Annotated in this window: 25 protein-coding genes; 5 read left to right on the forward strand and 20 right to left on the reverse strand. The window is 52.1% G+C overall.

The annotated features are described in order from the left end of the window. Positions 1-148 precede the first annotated feature (148 nt). From GC101_RS33130 to GC101_RS33160, 7 genes are all read right to left on the reverse strand, one after another. Complete coding sequence (locus tag GC101_RS33130) at positions 149-895, reverse strand: ABC transporter permease (protein WP_171720773.1); 747 nt, start codon at positions 893-895, stop codon at positions 149-151. Positions 896-908: 13 nt separating this feature from the next. Continuing rightward, complete coding sequence (locus GC101_RS33135) at positions 909-1,616, reverse strand: hypothetical protein (protein WP_171720774.1); 708 nt, start codon at positions 1,614-1,616, stop codon at positions 909-911. After that, positions 1,600-2,538, reverse strand: a complete 939-nt coding sequence (locus tag GC101_RS33140; RefSeq protein ID WP_171720775.1) for an ABC transporter ATP-binding protein — start codon at positions 2,536-2,538, stop codon at positions 1,600-1,602. Before GC101_RS33140 ends, GC101_RS33135 begins: the two co-directional genes overlap by 17 nt. A gap of 211 nt (positions 2,539-2,749) precedes the next feature. After that, positions 2,750-3,448 (reverse strand): response regulator transcription factor, encoded by a 699-nt coding sequence (locus tag GC101_RS33145; protein ID WP_171720776.1) that lies wholly within the window; start codon positions 3,446-3,448, stop codon positions 2,750-2,752. A 68-nt stretch (positions 3,449-3,516) separates the two neighbouring features. Further along, a complete protein-coding gene (locus tag GC101_RS33150) occupies positions 3,517-4,701 on the reverse strand; it encodes a metalloprotease (protein ID WP_171720777.1) in 1,185 nt (394 codons plus the stop codon). 14 nt (positions 4,702-4,715) lie between these two features. Then, the gene (locus GC101_RS33155) at positions 4,716-6,026 is read right to left on the reverse strand and encodes a radical SAM/SPASM domain-containing protein (protein ID WP_171720778.1); all 1,311 of its coding nucleotides are present in this window, start codon (positions 6,024-6,026) and stop codon (positions 4,716-4,718) included. 78 nt (positions 6,027-6,104) lie between these two features. Further along, entirely contained in the window at positions 6,105-6,251 is a 147-nt protein-coding gene (locus GC101_RS33160; protein WP_160311854.1) for a hypothetical protein, read from the reverse strand. Between the two features lie 457 nt (positions 6,252-6,708). On the opposite strand from GC101_RS33160, the gene GC101_RS33165 reads away from it, so the two are divergent. From GC101_RS33165 to GC101_RS33180, 4 genes are all read left to right on the forward strand, one after another. After that, entirely contained in the window at positions 6,709-7,416 is a 708-nt protein-coding gene (locus GC101_RS33165; protein ID WP_246354624.1) for a futalosine hydrolase, read from the forward strand. Continuing rightward, complete coding sequence (locus tag GC101_RS33170) at positions 7,416-8,267, forward strand: 1,4-dihydroxy-6-naphtoate synthase (RefSeq protein ID WP_171720779.1); 852 nt, start codon at positions 7,416-7,418, stop codon at positions 8,265-8,267. The genes GC101_RS33165 and GC101_RS33170 overlap by 1 nt, the downstream gene beginning before the upstream one ends. A 53-nt stretch (positions 8,268-8,320) precedes the next feature. Beyond that, positions 8,321-9,145 carry a class I SAM-dependent methyltransferase gene (locus GC101_RS33175; protein ID WP_171720780.1) on the forward strand — a complete coding sequence of 275 codons (825 nt, stop codon included), beginning with the start codon at positions 8,321-8,323 and terminating at the stop codon, positions 9,143-9,145. A 135-nt stretch (positions 9,146-9,280) separates the two neighbouring features. Continuing rightward, positions 9,281-9,955: a hypothetical protein gene (locus GC101_RS33180; protein ID WP_171720781.1), complete on the forward strand. Its 675-nt coding sequence runs from the start codon at positions 9,281-9,283 to the stop codon at positions 9,953-9,955. A 705-nt stretch (positions 9,956-10,660) separates the two neighbouring features. Here the strand turns inward: GC101_RS33180 and GC101_RS36655 are convergent. The 5 genes from GC101_RS36655 to GC101_RS33200 form a co-directional block, all read right to left on the reverse strand. After that, positions 10,661-10,792 carry a hypothetical protein gene (locus GC101_RS36655; protein ID WP_281365941.1) on the reverse strand — a complete coding sequence of 44 codons (132 nt, stop codon included), beginning with the start codon at positions 10,790-10,792 and terminating at the stop codon, positions 10,661-10,663. A 76-nt stretch (positions 10,793-10,868) separates the two neighbouring features. Continuing rightward, positions 10,869-11,942 (reverse strand): ABC transporter substrate-binding protein, encoded by a 1,074-nt coding sequence (locus tag GC101_RS33185; RefSeq protein ID WP_171720782.1) that lies wholly within the window; start codon positions 11,940-11,942, stop codon positions 10,869-10,871. After that, positions 11,939-12,766, reverse strand: a complete 828-nt coding sequence (locus GC101_RS33190; protein ID WP_039304962.1) for an ABC transporter permease — start codon at positions 12,764-12,766, stop codon at positions 11,939-11,941. The genes GC101_RS33185 and GC101_RS33190 overlap by 4 nt, the downstream gene beginning before the upstream one ends. A 20-nt stretch (positions 12,767-12,786) precedes the next feature. Next, a complete protein-coding gene (locus tag GC101_RS33195; protein ID WP_042140354.1) occupies positions 12,787-13,593 on the reverse strand; it encodes an ABC transporter permease in 807 nt (268 codons plus the stop codon). After that, the gene (locus tag GC101_RS33200) at positions 13,583-14,707 is read right to left on the reverse strand and encodes an ABC transporter ATP-binding protein (protein WP_171720783.1); all 1,125 of its coding nucleotides are present in this window, start codon (positions 14,705-14,707) and stop codon (positions 13,583-13,585) included. The genes GC101_RS33195 and GC101_RS33200 overlap by 11 nt, the downstream gene beginning before the upstream one ends. Before the next feature lie 294 nt (positions 14,708-15,001). Here GC101_RS33200 and GC101_RS33205 point away from each other — a divergent pair, with 294 nt between their 5' ends. Next, positions 15,002-16,102 carry an FUSC family protein gene (locus GC101_RS33205; protein ID WP_171720784.1) on the forward strand — a complete coding sequence of 367 codons (1,101 nt, stop codon included), beginning with the start codon at positions 15,002-15,004 and terminating at the stop codon, positions 16,100-16,102. 471 nt (positions 16,103-16,573) lie between these two features. On the opposite strand, the gene atzF is transcribed toward GC101_RS33205, so the two are convergent. Genes atzF through biuH form a run of 8 tightly spaced genes read right to left on the reverse strand, consistent with a single transcriptional unit; the run spans position 16,574 to position 24,882 of the window. After that, positions 16,574-18,346: an allophanate hydrolase gene (gene atzF, locus GC101_RS33210; protein ID WP_171720785.1), complete on the reverse strand. Its 1,773-nt coding sequence runs from the start codon at positions 18,344-18,346 to the stop codon at positions 16,574-16,576. 6 nt (positions 18,347-18,352) lie between these two features. After that, entirely contained in the window at positions 18,353-19,990 is a 1,638-nt protein-coding gene (locus GC101_RS33215) for a PucR family transcriptional regulator (RefSeq protein ID WP_171720786.1), read from the reverse strand. A gap of 13 nt (positions 19,991-20,003) precedes the next feature. After that, a complete protein-coding gene (locus GC101_RS33220) occupies positions 20,004-20,435 on the reverse strand; it encodes a cupin domain-containing protein (protein WP_042240609.1) in 432 nt (143 codons plus the stop codon). 53 nt (positions 20,436-20,488) lie between these two features. Then, complete coding sequence (atzD, locus tag GC101_RS33225; RefSeq protein WP_171720806.1) at positions 20,489-21,559, reverse strand: cyanuric acid amidohydrolase; 1,071 nt, start codon at positions 21,557-21,559, stop codon at positions 20,489-20,491. Further along, entirely contained in the window at positions 21,559-22,311 is a 753-nt protein-coding gene (locus tag GC101_RS33230) for an ABC transporter permease (RefSeq protein WP_042140360.1), read from the reverse strand. Before GC101_RS33230 ends, atzD begins: the two co-directional genes overlap by 1 nt. Continuing rightward, complete coding sequence (locus GC101_RS33235) at positions 22,308-23,117, reverse strand: ABC transporter ATP-binding protein (RefSeq protein WP_052422151.1); 810 nt, start codon at positions 23,115-23,117, stop codon at positions 22,308-22,310. The genes GC101_RS33230 and GC101_RS33235 overlap by 4 nt, the downstream gene beginning before the upstream one ends. 13 nt (positions 23,118-23,130) lie before the next feature. After that, entirely contained in the window at positions 23,131-24,144 is a 1,014-nt protein-coding gene (locus GC101_RS33240; protein ID WP_171720787.1) for an ABC transporter substrate-binding protein, read from the reverse strand. Positions 24,145-24,198: 54 nt separating this feature from the next. Further along, positions 24,199-24,882, reverse strand: coding sequence for a biuret amidohydrolase (biuH, locus tag GC101_RS33245; RefSeq protein WP_171720788.1), 684 nt, complete (start codon positions 24,880-24,882; stop codon positions 24,199-24,201). Positions 24,883-24,916 lie beyond the last annotated feature (34 nt).

Raw genomic sequence — 24,916 nt, forward strand, 5'->3', positions numbered from 1 at the left:
ATAGTCCCGGATGACAGTTCAACCATCTGTTTAGTGACATTGCGTATTTGCCTTTTCAGAGAAAAGAGGCGAAACATAAGCACCGCAAGCATTACCGTGAGCAGAACAACAATATACATCATGGATTATGACGCCTCTTTCCCCGTCCCTATTTGAGTTCACAAGTATTGAACCTCTGAAATGAAAGTGCGATGAACAACAGCAGGTACACTATCCCGGAAAGTGCAATCTCTGTCGCCTGGACCAGGGAGAGAGAATAGGCTAAAGATGCTCTAATTTGATTCATCGGCAGAAACCGCAGCCACGGTACAACGTCATACCAGCCCATCGGCCCGGCATAGGCGATACACATAGCGCTGATAAACAGAACAATCATCGATACAGATACCGTTTTAGCAGAATCCTTGAATATGAAGGCAAAAAATATACAGACTGAAAATACTGCGCTGTTCAGCAATAACGAAAACAGGATTACCCGCAGGATATACAAAGCATCATGATTCCATGAATCTCCCCAGCCCAGCTGAAAAGACATTCTTATGCTACCCACCACCGGACCCAGCAGCATTAAGAGGTTAAACACGGCTAAATAGATAAGACATTTGCTGAAGAAGATTTTTATTCTGGAATGGCCTGCTACAACCTCCAGGTGAATTGTGCGGTTAGTGAAATCATGACCGATCAGCAGAACCACGAAGGCAGAGAACAATACAAGCCAGACGGTGGAGTCATAAACCATGGCATAGAAGATCCCTATAGCGTCTTTATGTGTGGTCAAATCGGCAATATAGCTTTTGCTGGCAAATAGTCCGTAAATGATACTCAGCAGCGCACAGCCGACAAAAAATTTATTGTACTTTATGCGGTACCATTCCATCTGCATAAGATTATTCATGGCATCCCCCTCTTTAATAAAGTTCCGAATGGTTAAAAATCCTGCCGGCCGCTACGCAGAAGCAGCCTAAAAAAATTATTCCGACCAGCAGGGCCGCTCCTGTTGATGAAGAATCCCCGATTAACAGTCTCAGCTGCCCCAGGGGAATAAACCGCGCAATTTCTTTCGCGTTCGGGCCGTTCAACAGGAATATGGTCAAAAAATAAAACAGCGCTGGAATGGATAAGGTTTTACCAACATCTTTACATATGAATGCCGCCAGTAGGGAGATTCCGCACATAGCCGCATTCAATACAGCTGTTGTAAGAAATAATTTTATTATCTCCTTCAGATCTGACCCGAAAGATTGATGCCCCCACCCGTAAATACCGGCATTAAGAGCGATACTAAGGATCGGCTGAAGGAGTAAAATCATGTTCGACCCCGCTACAAATAGGATTGTTTTGCTAAGAAATACATGGTTCCGTGAATGACCAGCGCAAATTATGTGATACAGCGTGTGGTCTGCAAAATCCTTTCCAATGTAGAGCGCCCCAAATACACAGGTCAGCAGCATTAATATAGGTGCATTATACAAGGACGCAAATACACTCTCATATCCGGTAAGTTCTCCTTGATCCAGCATAAGAAAGCCGCCCAGCACTATAGACAGAGCCAAAAGGATAAAAAAACTCCGGTCATGCACCAGCTTGTAAATTTCCGCTTTAATGAGACAAAGCATGCTTTTCTCCTCCAATACGGTGGAGGAAGTAACTTTCCAGCGTATCTCCAGCCATTGTCATTCCTGTAATCAGGACGCCTTCCTTCATTAATGTGGACGAGATGCCTTCCATGTCATCCAAGTGATCATACAGCTTAATGGTTCCGTCAGGCATAACCTGATAATCTTTGATGTGCAGCCGGTTTTCTAAAGCAAGCAGTGCATTCTCTACATGATTGGTCTGCAGCGCAATATGGCGTTTGCACTTCTCATTCAGCTGGCTTTGTGTTAATTCTTCAATCAGGACACCTTGATTAATAAGGATATACTGCGACACCGTCTGATAAAGCTCGTTAAGGATATGGCTCGATATCAATATCGTGGTCCCGCGTTCCGCATTTAAGCGTTTCAGCAAGATCCGCATTTCGGCGATCCCCATGGGGTCAAGCCCATTAATCGGCTCATCTAAAATGAGCAGTTCAGGGTCATGCAGCAAGGCAATCGCAATACCCAGCCGCTGGCGCATTCCCAGAGAAAAATTACGGACCGCTTTTCTGCCAGTAAGATAATCATCCAGACCGACCAGCTCCAGCGTCTCCCTGATAACATGCCGATCGGGTATTCCCCGCTGAATCCGCTGGACTTCCAGATTCTGCACAGCAGTCATATTGGGATATAGAGCAGGCGTTTCAACCATACAGCCGATCCGTTTACGCTGCTCTTGCAGCGCCTGCTTCCCTGTCTTGCCGAACAGGTACAACTCGCCGCTTGTCGGAAAGGATAACCCTACAATGAGGCGGATCAGCGTTGTTTTCCCAGCCCCATTTTGACCAATGAAGCCATACATCCTTCCTCTTTCAATGTTCAGATTAATATTATCCAAGGCCAATGTATGATTATATTTCTTGGTGAGATTGTTGGTCGTAAGGATGATGTCACTCATGTCTGTCACGCTCCCGTTCTACGGTTAAGCTGAAGTATATATTTACCGTTACTGACTATAGTAAGAGGTAATCTTAAAGAAATTCTTAATTTCCTCCGGGATCTCTTTAAAGAATTCGTAAAGTTATGGTTCATGCGAGCTTTTGCTCCCAACAGGAAGAGCCGCTTGCGTCATGAGCAAACGGTCCCTTCATAATAAGGCATATAATAATTCACCGGTTCTGGTCTGTTTTATACAAGCGGTAGCCTATTCCCCAAACGGTTTCTATGTATAACTTATCCGGACTGGCTGCCTTCAGCTTATTGCGTATATTGCTAATATGAACATTTAGTGTATTGTCTTCACTCATATATTCTTCATTCCAGATGCTTTTGAATAAATTGGCTTTAGAGTATATTTTCTCCGGATGTTTCATAAGCAGTTCAAGAATTCCATATTCTTTGGCTGTAAGCGCAAGCTCGCGACCCTTAACCTCTACATTATGCTTCATCTCATCGAGCTGAATATCCTGATAGGTTAAACATCTGTTTCCCGCAGTATCCTGGTTCATTTTATTCCGCCGTAAATTACTTTCTATCCGCGCAAGGGTTTCATCGAGATCAAAAGGTTTGGTGATATAATCATCTGCCCCGATCCGTAAAAGCTCGATTTTGGTTTGTGTTGTATCCTTGGCTGAGATCACAATCACCGGTACTTCAGAATGTTCCCGTAATTCACACAGAAGCTGATCTCCGCTCTTATACGGCAGCATCAGGTCTAGCAGAATCAGATCATAAGATCCTCTTTGAATAAGTTGCAAGGCCTCTAATCCGTTATACGCAGAAGTAGTCAAATAACCGTGTTCCGATATGAAACAGCGAAGCAGACCGTTAATTTCTTTCTCATCCTCGACTATCAGTATATGCTCCAATTTTCCACATCCTTATATACTGCTATACTGCATCCACTGATAATTGCTAATCCGGTTATCTACCGGACTCACGGAACTTTCACGAATATTTTTTTCCTTTTATCCTTTATTTTAACACTTATTCTCGAAAAAACGATGATCATCATTAGAATCAGATACATTTTGATTTCAGCGAGCCCGTCAAGCCAGTAATGTTGACTGGAATACCCAATCAGAAAATTATGATACACTTGAATAATTGGCGTCAGAACAATATAGATAAGAATGGATATCGATATTGCATAATACATAAGATAAATCCCCTTAATTTCTATTGATCTGTTATTCAGCAGTCCTTTAATACCTGAAAAGGACTTCTTTCTTAGATTGGGAAATTTCAATAAAGTTGTCAGCAGAAAATATCCATCAAGCGGCAGAAAAGGGATCAAGTTAGTTACTATTAACCCCAGGTTTGAATAGCAGATAACCAGAAATAAGTTGTGTAGCGTGCCTTGCGAGAAATATTGGCCTATTGCAGCTGTAGCGAAGATCATAAAGTTGCACAGTATTCCGGCAACCCAGATGAAGGCTCTCTTTTTGCGTTCCAGCGTATAGATTCCATTCGTTAGAATGTATGCCATAGGATTGAGATACAGATACAATGTAATTTTCATTTGCTTTGGAATGAGCCCATATTTTTTGGCTGCTACAGCATGGGAAATCTCGTGGAGCAAAACACTTATCGTGGTTACTGCTAAAGAGATGATCAGACTTACGGTCGAGGAATCCACGATTTTATAGATATTCACAAATAACAATTCTTTAAAAACCCCTGGTATTAAGGGAAGCGAAGCTATACATAGTAAGAATCCGGTCAGCAGTAATGAATGACTCGATTTCGCCAGGATGCTGAACATATTTTGAAAGCGGCTTAAGCTTACTGAAGCAATCTGTATGCCGTGCTTTTCCAGTTCGTTTTTATTGTCATATTCGATATCCGTATTGGTGATTAGACCTGCATGTTCAAACAAAGAATTGAGTTTATACACATCGAGCTTTAAGTTGTGATCGGACTGGAGAAAATCGTCTATCTCTGACAAGGTATGTTCCCCGTCAAAATAACCGGCTGCCTGCATGATAGCATCTTTATTAGTTTCCTGAGCTTCGATGTACCGATCATATGTAAGGCTTCCTATACAGTATATATTTTCCGTATTTTTGTTATCAAATAACAAATAAGCTTCCAAATCGGAAGCTATTCTGGGTTTTATCACAATATACACCTCGCTTACTTATCTTCTTCACATAGTGCCAAAAGTACTTGCTCAGTCAATCCCTTCAAAAAACTACATTCTTCTTCAGGAGATTTGAATATATCTCCGGTACCAAAATGATTGATTCCCATACATCCGTTGCACATCGTGTTGTTAAAACAATCTTTACACTGCTCATTCTTCAGCTTATCGAATCGGCGGAACGGATTTGCCGGAGACTCCAGCTCACTCCAGAATTCTTCATCTACAGAATTCACATTCCCGAGCCTATGCTCCCAAACATCCGTAAGCATGAAGCAAGGATAGATATCCCCACTTGAAGAAACCGAATAAATGGATGTACCAGCATTACATATATGCCTGTCCATTCTTTTTGTTCTCAGATTGTCTATTATTCTATTAACAAGCATGTAGCCGTCTTCTTTATTTCTTATCACTTCCGGGATGGCTTTAAGGAAAGAATCCCTATTCTTCAGCTTGTATGCCGCTCCTTCCTCTGCGCTGACCGGGCTTACATGTACATCCGTAATTCCAAACCTTGTACCAAGATAGTTCACAACTTCTCTGACCTCAATGTCCTGCTCAACGTGAAGCTGTGTAAAGGTTACTTCTGCACTTTGGGGCTGTCCGGTCCGGGCGCGCAGCTTTTGAATGTTATCTTCCAGAATATCCGCCACACCGGCACCTGTATTCGCCAGCCGGGTCTGATTTGTAACGCTGCGGGGACCGTCTATACTTACGGTAAGCTTTATATCATATCTGTTTACTAAATCAATAAACTTTTCACTGGAGCACATCCCATTAGTAGTCAGGCAAAGAACTGGTTTATAATCGATTTCTTTATTTTGCAGCTTCTGTTCAATATATGCTCCAACATATGCTATAGCATTAAGATTCAGAGTCGGTTCACCACCGAATAGTTGAATCACACCAATATTATTGTACCTGTTAAAAAATATGCTAAGTGCCTGTTCCAGCACCTCCCTTTGCATAACTCCCTTATCCGATTGATACGTTCCACCATTGGCATAACAGTACACACAATTTAAATTACACTCATTAGTAATATTCAACACTAATTTGTAAAGGCCCTTCGGACCTGCTTGAAGCTCTGTCAGACTGCTGGTGGTATCGTTTACAATTTGGTGAAGATCGTAGTAATCCTCTTCCCCTATGTTGTACTTTTCTATAATTTCACTTTTGTTCATCTCTTCATGAATATCACAAATGATATTTTTAGTCAGATCATCTATTTTGAAAAATTTATATGAATTCGGAAAGTACAATACATTGGTATTGGCCCCCTCAATAATATGCGCCTTCATATTCTCCTCCATTTCTCATTTTCAGAACGCCTGCTCCTGTGAGTAAGCGTTCTGAAATGAATTGCAGAATCTCAAGTATTAATGGCAGTAAGCGCCAAACCAGCCGTTAGGACATCCAAAACCAAAGCTAGGAGTCATTGCTTCCTCCATAACTTCACAAGCATCCAGCTGCACTTCTTTCAAAACGATTTTGTTGACTTCTTTTACTGCTGTTTTGTTTTGCATTCTCGTTTTCTCCCTTCTGTTCATTGTTTTATATAATAGGATAAATATCCTGTTATATCTTTGTTTACAAATTAATCCGAACCATTGGATAGAAAAGTTTACTTTTCGTTTGACAGGATTCCTCAAAATAAACAACAATATCTCTCATTAATACTTTATTATGTAATATTTATACTTTTTCTCTTGCTAAAGATCAATCCTTTGGGCATAGAACACATTTTTTTCAACATAAGATCAATATTTTCCAGTCCGATAGCCAAAGAAATATTGATCGGAATAGCATTTGTATCTGCCGATATACTCGTCCGGAGATCCCGTTAGAACACCTCCTGCGAATTTGACCTGTTCTCAGAAACGGCGTAGACTTTCAAAGGTAAAGATGAATTGAAGGAGCAGAATCCCGGCAAGCGGTTTTATCGAAGATCTTTAGATACAAACATATAAAGGGAGGCTGATTATGGAAGCGAAGGTTGAGTTGAATTCGCAGACCGCCGCGGACCTTGTTGCAGCGCAAGAAGCACGCGCGCCGCGCGTGCTGATCGTGACCGCTGTCGCAGCCGAGCGGGATGCCGTCCTGCGCGGCCTGCAGGGCAGCCGCAGGTTCCATGTCATCGCAGCGGGCGCCGGCACCGCTGCGGCTGCGGCGGGCACCGCCGCCGCTCTGGCAGCCGGCTCCTACGGCTGCGTCATCAGCGCCGGGATCGGCGGCGGCTTCCCCGGCCGTGCACCCGTAGGCTCGCTGGTCGTCGCCAGCGAGATGCTTGACGCGGCCCTCGGCGCAGAGACGCCGGAGGGCTTCCGCAGCGCTGCCGAGCTCGGCTTCGGCAGCGTGTCCGTGCCTGCGCCGGGCGGCACGGTCCAGGCCCTTGCGGCCGCGCTAGCAGCGGCCGGGCTTGCGGTAAGCACGGGCACCGTGCTTACCGTATCGACCGCGACCGGCACCGCCGGGACGGCCGCGGAGCTTGCCGCGCGCCATCCGCAGGCGGCGGCGGAAGCGATGGAAGGCCACGGGGTCGCCGTGGCCGCACAGGCTCTGGGGATCGCAGCGCTGGAGCTGCGCGCGATCTCGAACCCGGTCGGCCCGCGCGACCGGGCCGCGTGGAAGATCAAAGAAGCCCTGGACGCCCTCACAGCGGCAGCGGCTATTCTACTGGAGGTGCTGTAATGACAACCAAACTTCATATTGCCTTTTCCCCTTGCCCCAATGATACCTTCGTATTTCATGCCTGGGCGCACGGGCTGGTACCGGATGCACCCAAGCTGGAGGTAACCTTTGCCGATATCGATATCACCAACGGACTCGCGGCAGACGGCGCCGGTCCGGAAGTGCTTAAGATCTCCTACGCCGCGCTTCCCTGGGTGCTGGATAAGTACAAGCTTCTGCCTTGCGGCGGTGCGCTTGGACGGGGCTGCGGCCCACTCGTACTGACTCGCAAAGGTGCAGGTGCCATCAAACATCCGCGTCAGCTATCCGGCCGCAGAATAGCCGTGCCAAGCGAGCGCTCCACCGCCTACCTGCTCTTCCGGCTATGGGCTGCGCAGCAGGTGCCGGACGGCCCGGCCGAGATCGTCGTCATGCCCTTCGATGAAATCATGCCTGCTGTACAGAATGGCACGATTGATGCCGGGCTGGTCATTCATGAAGCCCGCTTCACCTACCCGTCCTATAATCTTAACCTGCTGACTGACCTCGGCAGCTGGTGGGAAAGCGACACCGGCCTGCCTATTCCGCTCGGCGCGATCATCGCCCGCCGGGATCTGGACCACGAGTCCATTACCGGCTGGATCCGCAGCTCTTTGCAGTATGCCTGGGATCATCCCCTGGACTGCCAGGAATATGTCCTGAGCCACGCCCAGGAGCTCTCCCCGGAAGTAGCCAAATCTCATATTGATCTTTACGTCAACGAGTTCACGATGAACCTGGGCGAGGACGGCTACGCGGCAATCTCTGCCCTGCTGACCCGCGCCGCTGCTGAGGGTCTTGTGCCTGCCATTGATCCGGAACTGCTGCGCTAGCTTGGACTAATTAGATTAAGGAACAAACAAAACTCATATGGAGGCTGATTCCTATGATTCCTGCAGGCAACAGCAAGCCTAATATTGACCGCTTCTTGGGATATCAGGACAAATACGACCGTTACCGGCCTGAAGCGCCGCCGCTGGTTATTGAGCTGTTGAGTAATTACCTGGGCCGCCGTCCGTCCGCGGTGGCTGATATAGGCTGCGGCACCGGTCTGTCCACCTTCCTGTGGAAAGACGCCGCCGACTCCGTAACCGGAGTGGAGCCTAACCCGGATATGCTGGGCAAAGCGCAGGAGAAGCTGGACCGCCTGCACAGCGGGACTGAATCCGTATCTTTTATCCAAGGCTACTCCAATCAGCTTCCCTTCGCCTCAGAGAGCGTCGATATCATCACCTGCTCGCAGTCATTCCACTGGATGGACCCGGCCAGCACACTTCAGGAAATCTCCCGCTGCCTGAGTCCCGGCGGAGTGTTCGCTGCCTATGACTGCGATTGGCCTCTGGTACTGAACCCTGCTATTGAAGCCCGTTACAATGGGCTGATCGCCACTTCGGATGACCTGCTCGCCGGGCTTCAGCCCGATGCCGAACAGGCCCGTAAATGGGACAAGGAAGGACATCTCGGCCGGATCAAAGCCAGCGGATGTTTCACTTACGCGCGAGAAATCGTTTTTCACAACACAGAAGCCTGCGATGCAGAGCGCTATATCGGCCTTGCCCTCAGCCAAGGCGGAATGCAATCGGTTCTGAAGCTTAGCCCGGCCTCACTTGAGCAAGATATTGCCGAGTTCTCGGCAGAGGTTAAGAACTACTTCCGAGGCCGGACATTGCAGGTGCTGATTAGCTACCGGATGCGGATCGGCGTGAAATAGAAACTTTTCCTGCTATATTCTAGTCAGAATCAAGCTTGTAAACTATACTTAATAACAGCGAGACGAAGAACGTCCCGGTTTTCCCCAATTGGGGGAGCCGGGGCGTTTTCTATTTTCACGGGAGGTTGGAGCGTAATGATATTTGAAGAAGCACATCTGCAGTTTATCAACGGACATCTGGGCAGCAGGCCTGAGGGAGAACGGCGGGCACGATTGGATCGGGGGCACCGGCATGCCGAGGTTCTGTTCCTGAGGAACATCTGGTGGCCTCTGCGGGGCCACTTTGGCGGACTTCATCCGGAGTATGAAGTCATGGACTGGCGGGGAAGATCTTATTTTGCAGATTTCGCCTGGTTACCGGGATACGTGAAGCTGCTCATCGAGATCAAAGGCTATGCCTCACATGTACGCGATATGGACCGGACTAAATACTGCGGCGAACTTAACCGGGAAACGTTCCTGTACGCCATGGGCTATCATGTGATTTCATTCGCGTACGATGATGTTGAGCAGCGCCCTGAGCTTTGTATGACCCTACTGCGGCTCGTACTGGGCAGATATCAGCCTGCCGAGGCACCTGTGTCACGTGTACAGCTAATGGAGCAGGAGGTAATCCGGCTGATTATCCAGCTGGCCCGGCCCATCCGCCCGCAGGATGTGAAGGAACATTTCTCTGTCGATTACAGAACCGCAGTCCGGACGTTACACAATCTGGCTGACAAAGGCTGGCTCCTTCCCGTCCCCACCAGTAATCAGGAACGGACCGCACGGTATGAGCTGAAACGCAGTGTGCTTGAATATTTTAATTAGTCTCATAAGGAGCAATCTACTTACGGTTCCGCAGCAGACCAAATTTAATGTAACGGCTGCGGGCAGCGGACCAGCATTAATGCGATCCGTTGCGAGGCCGTAGACTGACGTAGATGAACATTGCAACATCAAGTGGATCACCACTATACTTGTCCGCTCGACGTTTGCCCAGTAACATGTATCCGAAAAGTACGCTGAGCTTTAACCAGAACCGCCAGCAACGTTCAGGTGGATCGTTGAACCCGCTGCTGGCTGTAGGCTATAGTGCCGCGAATCAACTGCTGTAACAGTAAGTGGAAAATGGTATCTTAATTTATCGATTTCGTAGGATCGTGGGCAAGCAAGTGGAAAAACAGCAACTAATTGGGGTGATTTCAGCTACTTGGGGTGAAATGTAATCATTTAAGTGCTGTTTATCCAACTGCTGCATTCGCAGGGTTCATTCGTTCACCAGTAAGTGTAGAAAATCCAACTAATACTGCCTATTTACTTAGTAGCCAGTGAGGGAGCGATGCAATTTCTCCAACAAGTCATGTCCCTCACCTGTGCTCTGACCCTAACCTTCAGCTTCGCCCTTCTAGGCAACCCCTCTGACCCTCGACTTTCAGCTTCATCCTTCTCCCCTTCCTCTAGCCTCAGCCCTCCAGCTAACTCTTTCACTTCAATCCCTCTAGCCTTATCCCTCCAGCTTCCCTCTTCTCTTCCTCAAGCCCTAGCCCCCAGCTTCACCCCTCTAGCCTTAGCCTTCCAGCTTCCCCCTTCTAGCCCAATCCCTCTAACCTTATCCCTCCAGCTTCCCCTTCTCTCCCTCCTTCTCACCTCCCCCTCCAGCCCCATCCTTCTAGCCCCTCCCTCCAGCAAAAAAACACCCGCATGCGAAACCTCCGCATGCGGGCACTCAATGACCGGCAACCTACTTCTTATTCATCTTAAACTTCAGGAACAGCTCGTTATAATGGGCAAGCATCCGCTTGCCGAGGTTATCGTAGACCTCCAGCCGGTCTGTGATCTCGGCGGGCGGGTAGAAGCGTTCGTCGCCGGAGATGTCCTCTGGCAGCAGCTCCAGGGCAGGAACGTTCGGCGTGGAGTAGCCGACATATTCCGTATTCTGCGCCGCCACATCCGGGCGGAGCATGAAGTTGATGAACTTATGTGCCCCTTCGATATTGGCTGCTCCGCGCGGAATGACCATGTTGTCGAACCAGATGTTCGAGCCTTCCTCCGGCACCACGTAATCCAGCTTGTCGTTCTCATCCATAATCTCCGAAGCATCACCGGACCAGACGATTCCGACAGCCGCCTCTTCGTTCGCCAGCAGCATCTTGATCTCGTCGCCGACGATCGCCTTCACATTCGGCGACAGCCGGTTCAGCTTGGTCAGCGCTTCCTGCAGATGCTCTTCATTCCTGTCATTGACGGAATAGTGCAGACTGTTCAGCGCCATGCCCATCACCTCGCGTGCTCCATCGACCAGGAAGATATTATTGTCCAGCCGCTTATCCCACAACGAATCCCAACTACTGAAATCGATGCCCTCCGTCATCTCGGGGTTGTAGATAATACCTACCGTCCCCCAGAAATAAGGCACCGAATACAGGTTGCCGGGATCAAAGGACAGATCCATGAATTTGGAACCGATATTGGCCAGATTCGGAAGCTTACTGTGATCCAGCGGCAGCAGCAGCTTCTCTTCCCGCATCTTAGCAATGGCATAGTCGGAAGGGACCACGACATCGAAGACCGTACCGCCCTGCTCAACCTTGGTCAGCATCGCCTCATTGGAGTCAAAGGTCTGGTAGATCACTGTAATGCCCGTTTCCTCCTGGAACTGCTCCAGCAGCTCGGGATCGATGTAATCGCCCCAGTTGTAGATCGTCAGCGTATTGCCGCCGGAATAGCCTTCGGCCGAGTTCAGCCTGGAGGCCAGGAACATCAGCCCGAATGCTACGATCAGAATCGCCAGAAACGTATTTACGAGCTGTTTCATCTAGGCACCCCCGCTTCAGCAACCGGTTCTGCAATATGCATAGCCGGGCGGCTCTTCCGCTGGTTAAGGTAGTAGTAGCCTATTACCAGCAGGATGGTGAAGAGGAAGATTAGTGTCGACAGTGCGTTAATCGACAATGAGACCCCTTGGCGCGCCCTCGAATAGATCTCAACCGACAAGGTGGAATATCCGTTGCCTGTTACGAAGAAGGTTACCGCGAAATCATCCAGGGAATAGGTCAGGGCCATGAAGAATCCGCTGAAGATCCCCGGCTTAATGATCGGCAGAATCACCTTCGTCAGCACATCGCGGCGGGTAGCCCCAAGATCCCGGGCGGCATCGGTCAGTGTCGGACTCATCTCCTGCAGATGCGGCAGGATCATGATAACGGCAATCGGAATGCTGAATGCCACATGCGAGAGCAGAACGGAGGTGAAGCCCAGCTTGATCCCGACAATGGTGAACAGGATCAGGAAGGAGGCTCCGATAATGACATCCGGGCTGACAATCAGCACATTATTCAGCGAGAGCAGCGTATTCTTGGCCCGGCGGCTGCGGACATGCTGAATCGCCAGTGCCCCGATGATTGCAATCAGCGTTGCAATCGCCGAGGACAGCAACGCAATGACCAGTGTGTTAATCATAATAATCATCAGCCGGGTATCGGCCACGACTTCGCGGTAATAATCCAGCGTGAAACCCTCGAATTCATGCATGGTGCCGCCGCTGTTGAACGAGTAATACATCAGATAGAAAATCGGCGCATACAGAACCAGAAAGACCAGCACCAGATAGATATTCGCGATCCCGTTTTTATTTTTGATTTTGTTTCTATTCTTGCTCTTCACGCGCGCCCTCCTTTCCGCGAGCTGCCCGTAAGTATCATGAACAGCGCCATAATGGCGATCAGGAATACCGCTACCGTGGAGCCCATGCCCCAATCCTGTGTGACCAGGAAATGCTGCTCAATAGCGGTGCCGAGTGTAATCACCCGGTTGCCGGCAATCAGACGCGTGATCATAAACAGCGACAGCGCGGGAATGAATACCGCCATGCAGCCGGAGCGGACCCCGGAGATCGTGAGCGGGAACACTACCCTCCGGAACGTCGTCCAGCCGGAGGCGCCCAAATCACGCGCAGCATCCACCAGCGACAGATTCATCTCATCCAATGCACTGAAGATCGGCAGGATCATGAATGGAATGAAAATATAGACGGACACAAACACAAAGCTGAAGCCGGTGAATAGGATCTGCTGCTCCCCGAGCCCCACCAGATCAAAGAAATTGTTGACCGGGCCGAAGGTGCCGAAGATGCCGATGAAGGCATACGTCTTCAGCAGCAGATTGATCCATGTCGGCAGAATAATCAGCAGCAGCCACAGCTGCTTATGCTTCGTACGCGTCAGCAGATAGGCTGCCGGGTACGCCACCAAGAGCGAGAACAGTGTGATCAGAAAAGCATACCAGAAGGAATTCAGCATCATTCTCATATATACCGGTGTGAAGAAATTGACGTAGTTATCCAGCGTCAGCTTCCCGTCCAGATCGAACAGGGAATAATAGACAACCAGCAGCACCGGTGCAATAACAAACAACGCAATCCACAGGTAATACGGGATGAGGTAGTACGACTTGCCCTTACTCTTCATCGCTCTCCACCTCGCCGTAAGCCTCCAGACGTTTGTCGAACTCTTCCTCCGTTTCGCCGAAACGCATAACATGGATCGCTTCCGGATCAAAATACAGCCCGATTTCGCTGCCTACCTCCGCCTTGCGGGTGGAATGGACCAGCCATTCGTGGCCGGAACCGTCATAGCAGCTGATCTCATAATGCACACCGCGGAACAGCTGGGAATCCACGCGCACCTTCAGTTTGCCCGCTTCTACGGTGGCAATCTCCAGATCCTCAGGGCGGATCACAATTTCCACGGCTTCATTCGGCTTCAGGCCGGCATCGACACACTCGAACCGGTGGCCGTTAAATTCAACCACATAGTCCTCAATCATTACGCCCGGCACGATATTCGACTCGCCGATGAAATCCGCCACGAAGCGGTTGATCGGTTCATCATAGATATCATTAGGCGTACCACTCTGCTCAATCTTTCCGCCGTTCATGACGAAGATCCAGTCGGACATCGCCAGCGCCTCTTCCTGGTCATGGGTAACGAAAATGAAGGTGATGCCCAGCCGCTGCTGCATTTCCCGCAGAATATACTGCATCTCCGTGCGCAGCTTAAGGTCCAGTGCCGATAACGGCTCGTCCAGCAGCAGAACCTGCGGCTCGTTGACAATCGCGCGTGCAATTGCGACCCGTTGTCTTTGTCCTCCGGACATTTCATTAATGGCCCGCTGGTCATAGCCGACCAGGTTGACGAAGCGCAGCGCTTCCTGCACCTTTTGATTAATGACATCCTTCTTAAGCTTCTTAATCCGCAGTCCGAAAGCCACATTCTCGAATACGTTCAGGTGCGGAAACAGCGCATAGTCCTGGAATACCGTATTCACCTGCCGCTCGTTGGCTGGAATGTGGTTGATGATTTTACCGTTCAGATAAATAGAACCTTCAGTCGGCTCGGCGAAGCCGGCGATGAGTCGCAGAATGGTCGTTTTCCCGCAGCCCGAGGGGCCCAGCAGAGTATAGAATTTACCGCGTTCAATTTCGAAGCTCACGCCTTTGAGTACAGCCTCTTCGTCGTCATATTGCTTAATAACCTGATCAAATGAAATAATAGTGCCTTCCGGGGTAGCTATAGCTAACAACCTCCCTTACCTTATGTAGTACAACCTATTTTACCCGCTTCTTGCGGGAGACAATCCAGAAACAGCATGCTCAGCGCGGATAAGCGACAATTCCTCCCCTTGTTCGACAGACTTCAATATATATAGCATATAGGAATAATCCTATATATGCGATAGCTTACATTATTAAATGCATTGCAGAAACTTAACAAGTTCGTAAAAAATGGACCCGGCGGGGCCTGTTTTGAGGTGCTATAATGAAAACGGCTGAAAAACATAAAATTTTTCTTACATTTGCGAAAGAAGATGACTACCATGAACGAGGGGTTACAAGACCGCCTTGAGAAGTTCGGATTATCCCTTTATATGATACGTGTTACCCTTGCTGCATCACTATCCTGGCTCGCGGTACACAGCCTGTATGGCGACCGTTATCTGTACTTTGCGCCGCTGGCAGCGATTCTTATCACCCAGAGCAGTGTCAAAGCCTCCCTCGAAAAAGGGGTGTACCGGCTGCTCGGTATTGTGCTAGGCGGAATCGCCAGCCTGGTTGTGGGCCGCTTCTTCGATGTTGGTGCGCTCTCGATCCTGCTGATGCTGCTGCTCGGCATAGGCGTAGCCACCGCCTGCCGGATTAATATCCAGGCCGTTTCACAGGTTGGCGTCACTTCCGTCCTGGCGCTCACATTCTATCATGACCAATATATCGTCTGGAGAGTCGCCGAGACCTTAATCGGTGTACTGATTGCCTTAATCATAAATATGATTATCGTTCCGCCCAAGGGGTTCGTCAAGGTCAAAGACTTGGCACTGAGGGGCAGCCTGACACTGTCCGATGCCTTAACCGGTCTAACTTCCGGGGGACGGGATGCTACGCAGGCGCTGACCGCACTTAAGCTTTCCGGTGAACTGCTGGGCAAGAGCAAGCAGCTGCAGAAAGAGCTGCACTTCACGCTCTCCCATTACCAGTGCCGCAAAGAGCTCGGTACGCTGTCACAGGCAACCTCCCATCTCAGCAGGGTGCATTCCTACGTCAAAGGAATTTCCGAAGAGCTCTCGCTGCTCCCTGCCCACTATGCCGCAGCCGACTGGATGACAGAGGTAGTAACGGCAACTGCAGACTGCATTGCCTTATATGGCACCCGGACACTGTCGGATGCGGAATGCGGACGTTCGCTCCCCGAGAGCCTGCGCCGCGCCCGTGATGTACAGCTGGCCTGGTTCTCTGAGCTGCAGGGCCAATGCCCGCTCGCCGCATTCCGTGATCTTGGCGCAGTGTTCTCGCATCTGAACCGGATTCTTGAAGAGATTGAACGTGCCGATTATGCGGCAATCTCAGTCGCAGCACAACCAGCCAAGGCTGTACCGGCGCGCGCTATACGCTTCATACAAAAAGGACTCTCCCATAAGCTATAAGCTGGGGAGCGTCCTTTTTTTTGGGGTGGGGGCTAGTACAAGTGATTCATTCAACAATTCAACAATTCATCAATTATGTGAAGTTCAGATCGAAGTGAGCATTCCGTGATAGTTGTATTCCGTACAATTAAAAACAGCAAAAAGGATGGCTTTCCTCTGATAACTGTATTCTGTACAACTAAATTTGCCCGAATGAGTGAAACCCAATCTATATAGAGCAGTTTAATTGTATGAAATACAACTAAACAGATGATCGGTTGTAAATCAGAGGATTTAGTTGTACAAAGTGCAATTAAGTATACCGCATGTACCGTAATCGGGGCACTGCGTAATTATCATCTTGCCTTCTTCCGGAATATCAAAAAAAACAATGAGCAGCCTGGAATCTACACCGCTTGTCAGGAATATCAAATCGCGCCGCAAGCCATACTTCTGCTTGCGGGGCGTTCGCGCGCTCCAACAGGACGTTATTCAATTCACGGGCAGATATCTCCAGCCCCCGTGCGCCGTAATGTTCTCGGCTCCGGCGGCGGCATAGCCTTCGCATATGAAGCCGGTCACTTCCCGGCCATCTTCGAGCACCACCCGCCCCAGGCCCAGCGGAGCGGGTATGAGCGACGCGAATGCGCCCAGCGATGCCGCCGGCATCCGCCACAGCTCCAGCCCGACAGAGCCTCCGCCTGCCGATTGTCTGAGCAAGCCTGGCTTCGGCGGCACCGTCTGGAGCTTGACCAGCTCATAGCACGGGGCCGTCCGCGCCTCCTGCCAGAACCGGGCACCATGCTCCAGCATCTGCTTCTCCAGCGGGAAGCCGCGCATATGAAGACCGCAGACAGCCAGTGTCATCATACCGGGAGATGCCGTCTCATCAACAGCACCTTCCGGCGGACCGCTCTCTCCAAGAAGCTGTGCGCCCGCACCGGCCAGCAGATGCTCGCTGTCCGCCAGAGCGAACATCGTGATGCCGAACGGCAGACCCTCCGCCGCATCCCCGGCAGGAACCGCCACGGCTGACAGATCAAGCAGGTTGCAGTGGTTGGTATAGCGCCCCATATCGGAGTTGGCCCCTACCGGATTACCGGCAACCTGCTCCCGGGTCCAGGTTCCGCCGCAGGTCGGGAGCACCAGCACGGCATCCTTCAGCAGCAGCTCCGCTTCCCGCTTATAGCGCTGCAGCCGGTGCATGGCCCGGAACAGGCTTGCGGCCGTATGGCGCCCGGCCGCCCCGGAAGACAAGATGGACTCCGTCACCGGCAGCACAGCTTCACGGTGATTCTCCACGAACTCACCCAGGCCGGCCCAGCGCTCGGCTACCCAGGGACCCTCGTACAAGATAGCTGCCGCTTCGGAGAACAGCGTACAGTCCACCCGTTCAACCGGCAGCCCCAATGCCTGCACGGCTGCTTCGGCCCGTCCCCAGGCCTCCCGGTATTCTTCGGCATGGGGGCCATAGAACTCCGGCGGAGCCTCCGGAAGCAGCAGCTTCGCCGGAAGAGCGGCGGGCCTCAGCTTCACGGAACGCGACCAGGGGTCAGCTTCATCGAAGCCGCGCGCTGCGCGGTCCACCGCGAGGGCATCCTCCAGATTGTGCGCAAACACGGTGACGCAGTCCAGGCTGGCACAAGCGGGCACTACCCCGCGCACCGGCCAGGCGCCGAGGCTGGGCTTATAGCCGACCAGCCCGTTCAGCGAGGCAGGCACGCGGCCCGAGCCGGCGGTATCGGTGCCCAGGCTGAACACGGCCTGGCCACGGGCAACAGCCACGGCGGATCCGGCGCTGGAGCCTCCGCTGATATATTCCGGGCGCAGGGCGTTATGCGTCTCGCCGTAAGGACTGCGTACACCGACGAGACCGGTGGCGAACTGGTCCAGATTGCTTTTGCCCAGAGGGATAGCTCCCGCAGCAACCAATCTTGCGACAACCGAAGCGTCATGATCCGGCTGATAAGCATATTCAGGACAAGCCGCCGTTGTGGGCAGTCCCTTAACATCGATGTTATCCTTAACGGCGAACGGAATGCCCCACAGCGGATGGCTCTGCGGGTCCAGCTCCCTGAGCCTCTCAAGAAAGGGACGGATATGCGCCTCGGCAGGCGGTTCAATCCAGATGTTCATTTCCTTGTCGCGTGCAGCGCGGCGGATGATCTCCCGGACCACCTCCTCCGGTTCCAGCACACCGCTTAAATATTGCCCGCGCAGCCAGCCTGCGGTCAGCCTGGCGGGAAATTCAGTTATTGCCGTCATGATGCTTCATCTCCTTCTCTGCGAATCCGTACGTATCCTGCGGCCGCTGCTCATCTCGTGCAGCTTAAGCGCAAGCTGCAGCTCCAGCATATCGTCACCGTCATTCTGGCTGAGTCCCAGCAGCTCGCAGGCCCGTTCTATCCGGTAAGTCACCGTATTATAATGGGTGAACAGCTCGGCTGAGGTCCGTTTGATGTTGCGGTTGCACTTGAAATACAGCTGGAGTGTCTGCACTAGAGACACGCCATGCTTGCTGTCATACTCCAGCAGCGGAACGATGTACTGGTCCCTGTACGCGCTGATCTCCGCAAGCTCCGGCAAATGGTACAGCAGCCTGAAGACACCCAGCTTCCGGTAATCCACATAAGCCCCGCTGTAACCGCTGACCTCGCGGATACGGGCGATTTTGCGGGCGGACTCATAGCTGAAGCGCACCTGGTCGGGACCTTCCGCAAGATCTCCGATGCAGAAGGCGCAGCTCTCCTTGGCAAACACCCGGTTCATCTCAGCCAGCAGCCGTCCCAGCGTTTCCTCCAATGGAATATCCGGCTGCTCAGGAACCGTCAGAACCAATTCTCCTTCAAGGATCGTAAGCTTCACATGCTGAAGATCTCCCCGGGCCCGCACCCGCTTCACCGCTTGCTGCAGCTGCTTAAGCTCCGGCTTCTCCTCCAGCCAGCCGACGGATACGGCGCGCAGCGGACGCTCAGGAAGCGGGCAGCCGCAGGCCTCGGCCCGCAGCTTCAAATCCTCGGCTGCGGCAATCCGGCCGCTGATCCAGTCCTGCAGAAACTGGTCGACATACTTCAGTTCAACCTCCCGGCGGGCACCGGCGTTGATCATCTCCAGCCCGACCAGTACCCCCACCCGGTCAATGGTTAACTGATCTACAACCGCCAGCTCGCGGTTCCACTCCAGCAGCACCAGCAGGCATTGATCCACTCCCTTGTCATGGACGGACGATACATAGGCGCGGATACGCCGCTCTCCGACCGTCAAGAAGGTAATCCCGAGACTGCCCTCCTGGCGCAGCTGCATCCATAACGGAAGCTGCTCTGCCAGCTCCAGCGCCTCTGCCTGGGGGGAACAGAGGACCTGATCGGTATCATCCAGCAGCACGACCGGATTATGCAGCATACCATCCAGCGTCCGCAGGAAATCCTCGATGCCGTCGCCATGCAGAAGCTGCTTGGACAGCTTCTGGAAACGGCTCTGCAGCTGGGAGAGCTCCCTGGCCTCCTGCACGAGCACCCGTTCCATAATGTCACGTACAACGTCGGAGAAGGAGATAGCCGCCGGCAGCTCGAAGATCGGGAAATTAAGCTGATCCGCCAGCTCCAGCGCCCGTGCCGGAATTTCGTCGATATAACGCTTGGTCTTGATTCCAAGCGCGGATACGCCCTTCTGATTCAGCTGGGGAATAATCTCGGTGATGAGCTCCGGCTGACCGTGAAAGGGGAAACCGCTGGTAATCAGGAATTCTCCCGGACGGACCCAGTCAATCACATCAGGAACCTCCATCACATTGACACGGTTAATGTAACGCCCGAGGCCTCCGGCTCCCGCCAGGACCACCGCTTCCTTCAGATCGGGAATCAGCAGGATATCGCTGCAGTTCAATCCGGTGATTACATTGCTGCCCATAGCTCCGCCGCCTTTACTTTAGCTTGGAAGAATACACATCCTCGATCAGAGTGGTGCCAAAAAAATGGTTCGCAGGTACATTCGCCTCGGCCGGCACAAAAATACTGATCTGCTCAGACGGCGAATCCCCCGCATTCGCAACGGAGTGGACTACACCCGCAGGTACATGGAAGGTGTCCCCGGCCCGGTAGCTATACCATTCACCCTCGCACAGCAGCTTGACCTCCCCCACAGTGATATGAATAATCTCCACCACATCATGATGGTGCGGTAAGACCTGGCCGCCGACACCCAGCTTCTCCCACAGAATCGAGCTCATCCGGATGCCCAGACGGTCCGCCTGCGCTGCCGAGACGATCTCCCGGTGGTACAGCTCAATATGATTCGGCATTAACTCCCATGTCATGTCCGCCGCTGTCAGCACTTCCGTTTCCTGTGTATGCATAATCCATTCCTCCATGATGTATAAGTTATAGGTATAGGTTGATAAAAAGCCCGCTATCTGCGGCGGAATACAGCCGCTACCGGCCCTCCGCCTTTTGGCCCCTGGTGCTCGCCTCCGCCGGATACGTAGATCATCGGATCGCCGCCGACATAGGCCAGTACACCCCCGACCACGGCCCGCGCATGCCGGGTATGATTGATATCCGAATCATCCAGCATGATATGGCGCCGTCCGCGGATGACTCCGTCCGGATCAGCTTCAGCTTTGGCCAGCACCTGCACCAGCTCCTCACCGGGATACCGGTCCAGCAGGACCTGCAGCGCTGCGCCGTCAATAGCATCCTTCATGACTGCATGGTCGATGTGATACGGGCCCTCCGCAGACAGCGAATTGCCGAACACAATCACTTCGCAGTAGGCAAGCTCACTTCCGGCTGAAGTAGACGCCACAGCGCTGAATTTATCCCAGTTCACGCATATATCTTCTTCACTTAAGGTCGAGCGCTCCACTTCACCCAGGGCAACGGCAGTCCCCAGTGCGGATGCACCTCTGGAATATCCCATGGATTTATAGGTATCCTCTGTAACGAGCGATACCTGACGGCTGTGCGCGTCATACATCTGCTCTGCAGTGAGCAGCGGGCATTTAATCTGCACAAAATGCACATCCGCTTTCGAGGTAATTCCGGCATCCAGGACCGCCCGGGCCACGGCATCCGCCACAGCGTCCACCTGGCTGAGCCGGCCCAGCTCCTCCGGCCGGAAGGTCCGTGTTCTGGCCGTACCGACCGCAAGTGACTTCACACCATCACCATTTACGCCCGTCTCTGCCTGGCCGCTGCGGCTAATGACCGTGAAATGCGGGCTGAGCACACCTTCCGTCCCTCCGGACATCACATAGGATATTTCTGCAGGCCGCTGTTCTAGGGACACCCCGGCGAAGAACGCCTTCAGCGCCATAACGGCATAGCCCCGCGTGAAATCATTAACACAGCCGTTCCCCTCGGTCTTTCCCAGTACAGCTGCAACCTCTTCGGGCCGCAGCAGCCCCTCTTCTATCGCTGCCTGCAGGCCGGACATGTCATTCGGCGCACCTGCAGGGATTTTGATCACCGAGCATTTCATCACAGATCATCGCTCCTTGTCCAGAAAATAACCTTCTTCTCCAGCAGCCCGATACACCAGAACAGCAGCAGGCCGCACAGCGCCGAAGCAATAATGGCCGAGAACATCACCGGAGTATCCATATGGTAAGAGGAGACGAGCACCACATAACCCAGCCCCTTATTGGCCCCGACAAATTCGCCGACAATCGCTCCAACAATGGCAAGCGAGGTCGAGATTTTCAGTGCGGAGAAGATATAAGGCAGACTGGTCGGCAGCCGCAGCTTCCAGAATATTTCACTTTTGGTTCCTTTATAGGTGGAGAACAGCTCCCAGGCCTCGTATTCAATCGCCTTAAGACCTTTGACACTGTTCACCAGAATCGGGAAAAAGCAGATCAGCATCGAAGCGATGACCTTCGAGGTATATCCGGTCCCCAGCCACACGACAAGCAGCGGCGCCAGCGCAACCAGCGGTGTAGTCTTAAGGGCAATAGCGAGCGGGAACATCCCCTTCTCAATCGGCTTGGAATGAACAAAAATAACTGCAGTAATCAGGCCCAGTATGTTAGCGAGCATGAACCCGGTCAGGGATTCGCCCAGGGTAACCAGCGTATGGGACCACAGCGAACCATCGATGGCCGAGACCACCTGGGTTGGAGAAGGCAGCAGATACATCGGAACCGACAGGAGCCGTACGGCCAGCTCCCACAATATCAGGAAGCCGAGTGCAAAGGTGACCGGGTACAGGCTGTCCTTGAGTTTGGCTGTCATAGATGCTTCACCCGCTTTCTCAATTCCTTGACGGTCCGGTGGAATTCCGGCAGCTCTTCCATTCCCGCTTGACGCGGTGAAGGCAGCGGTACCGGAATAATATCGGTCACCCCGGCCGGCCGGGGTGACATCATCACCACCCGGTCCGACAGAAGCACGGATTCCTGAATGGAATGGGTAACCATTACAATGCTGCTTAGACTTGTCTCCGGACTCTCCCACAGACGCAGCAGCTCAAAGTTCAGCTTCTCGCGGGTCAGTTCATCCAGCGCACCGAACGGCTCATCCATCAGCAGCACGGTCGGATCGGCGGCCAAGGCTCTGGCAATCGCCGCCCGCTGCTGCATTCCGCCGCTGAGCTGATGCGGGAAGTGGTTCTGGAAATCCTGCAGGCCGACCAGCCGCAGGGCGCTTTCCGCCTTTTCACGCGCTTCCTTTTTGCTGAATTTCTTCTTCGGGCCTAGCTCAAGAGGGAGCATGACATTCTGCAGGGCACTGAGCCATGGCATCAGGACAGGCTTTTGAAAGACCATGCCCAGCGACAGGTCCGGGGAGGAATACGCAACCTCCCCGCCTCCTTCCGGGCTTAGCAGCCGCAGCATCAGCCGCAGTGTCGTTGATTTCCCGCAGCCGCTCGGTCCGAGAATGGAGATGAATTCATTGCGGTATACGTCAAGACTGACATTATCAAGCACAGGCACATTGCCGAAGGAAAGAGAGCAATTGCGCAAGGAGAGCATCGTGTCCCGGGTACCGGGATTCTTCACAGGGGCGGAATCCATCTGTTCTTTCATCGCTGTTGTCATACCGGTTCCCTCCTTATTTCAAGTACTCATTGGTGAACAATGAGCCGATGTCCTGCTGCTTTTTCACAAAGTCCAGATCGATAAGATTCTGCTGCAGCGTCTCCCACGCCGCCTCGTCCATCGAGCCGAGCGGAAGCTTCTCCGGCTCAAGCAGCGGAATGCTGGCCTTCATCATGCTAATTTCATGCGCAAGATCCAGCTTTTCTCCATATTTCAGGCCGAATTCTGCCGCTTCCTCAGGATGCTCCATCGCGTAATCCCAGCCCTTCATGGAGGCCTGTACGAAACTCCGGACCATTTCCGGATCCTTCTCAATCACAGACTCCGTGGTAAACAGGGTGTCGGCATAGAAATTGATGCCATAGTCGTTCGGGTCGATAATATTGACTTCCTTGCCCTGCTCCTGCACAGCCAGCACCTCATTAATTACATATCCGGGCCATGCCTTGACCTGGCCGGTCAACAAGGGGCTGAGATCATATTTGATCGGCATCTCTTCGATTTGCGAGGTTTCAATGCCCGCGCTTTTCTCCATAGCACGGAAGGTCAGCTCTTCATTGCCGCCGAGCTTGATGCCCACCTTTTGGCCGACAAGATCTTCCATTGTGGTGATACCGGATTCTTTAAGCGTGAACATTACGAACGGGGTTTTGCGGTATATCGCAGATAACGCCTTAACCGGTACGCCTTTTTCTCTGGCAATAATGATCTGGTCAGCACCGGTTACCCCGAACTCCTCACTGCCCGAAGCGACCATCTGTACCGCCGGAAAATCCGAGCCTCCCGGCCGAATCTCCACATCCAGCCCCGCTTCCTTATAGAAGCCCTTTTCAACGGCGGTATAGAACCCGGCAAACTGCGCCTGATGAATCCACTTCAACCTCAGAACAACCTTCTTAAGCTCACCGGAGCCTTCCGCCCCCTGTCCCTCAGCCTTGCCGGTATCCGAATTGTTGCCGCAGGCTGTAATGAGCAGCATTAGTGAAGTGAGCAGGATAAGCGCTTTGGTTCTGGACTTGTTCCACATGGTGATTCCCCCGTTATGATGTTATTTGGAATACTGGTCATTCGTAATTCGTATCTAGAATTGCTCCAGCGCCTTCAGCACCGCTTGCGAATCACTCACACTGCCGAAGACACCACCCTGCATTTTGACCATATTGAGCGCTGCCAGGTGATTGGCATAATCCGTAGCACCCGTGCAATCCTCCAGGATCAGACATTCATAACCGCGGTCATTGGCTTCGCGCATCGTCGTGTGTACACAGACATCCGTCGTGATTCCGGTCAGAATCAGATGGGTAATCCCTTTATTCTTCAATATTAAATCCAGGTCCGTAGCATAAAAGCTGCCTTTACCCGGCTTGTCGATAATGTGCTCTCCTTGTATAGGTGCCAGTTCGTCAATGATCTGCCAGCCGCGCTCGCCCCGTACGAGAATCCGTCCCGCCGGTCCTTCCGAGCCGATCTCAGCGCCGATCTGTCTGCTCCGCCACCGTTTATTCGCCGGCAGATCGGACAGATCCGGCTTATGGCCCTCCCGTGTATGGATAACGGTGAATCCGTTAATTTCCCGGATGCGTGCCAGCAGCCGCCCAATCGGCTGAATCGCACTGGCTGTTAATGAGAGGTCGTAGCCCATTCGCTCCACGTAACCGCCTTTGCCGCAAAAATCCGTCTGCATGTCGATAATCATCAGTGCCGTCTTCGCCGGATCAAGGACGCCGTCATAGGGCCAGGTGTAAGGTGCTGCTGTAATCTGCATGGTTCATGCTCCCCTTCCAGAATTCAATGCATAT

Origin of the sequence: Paenibacillus phytohabitans (genome assembly GCF_013141775.1) — a bacterium.
Classification (GTDB): domain Bacteria; phylum Bacillota; class Bacilli; order Paenibacillales; family Paenibacillaceae; genus Paenibacillus_AQ; species Paenibacillus_AQ phytohabitans.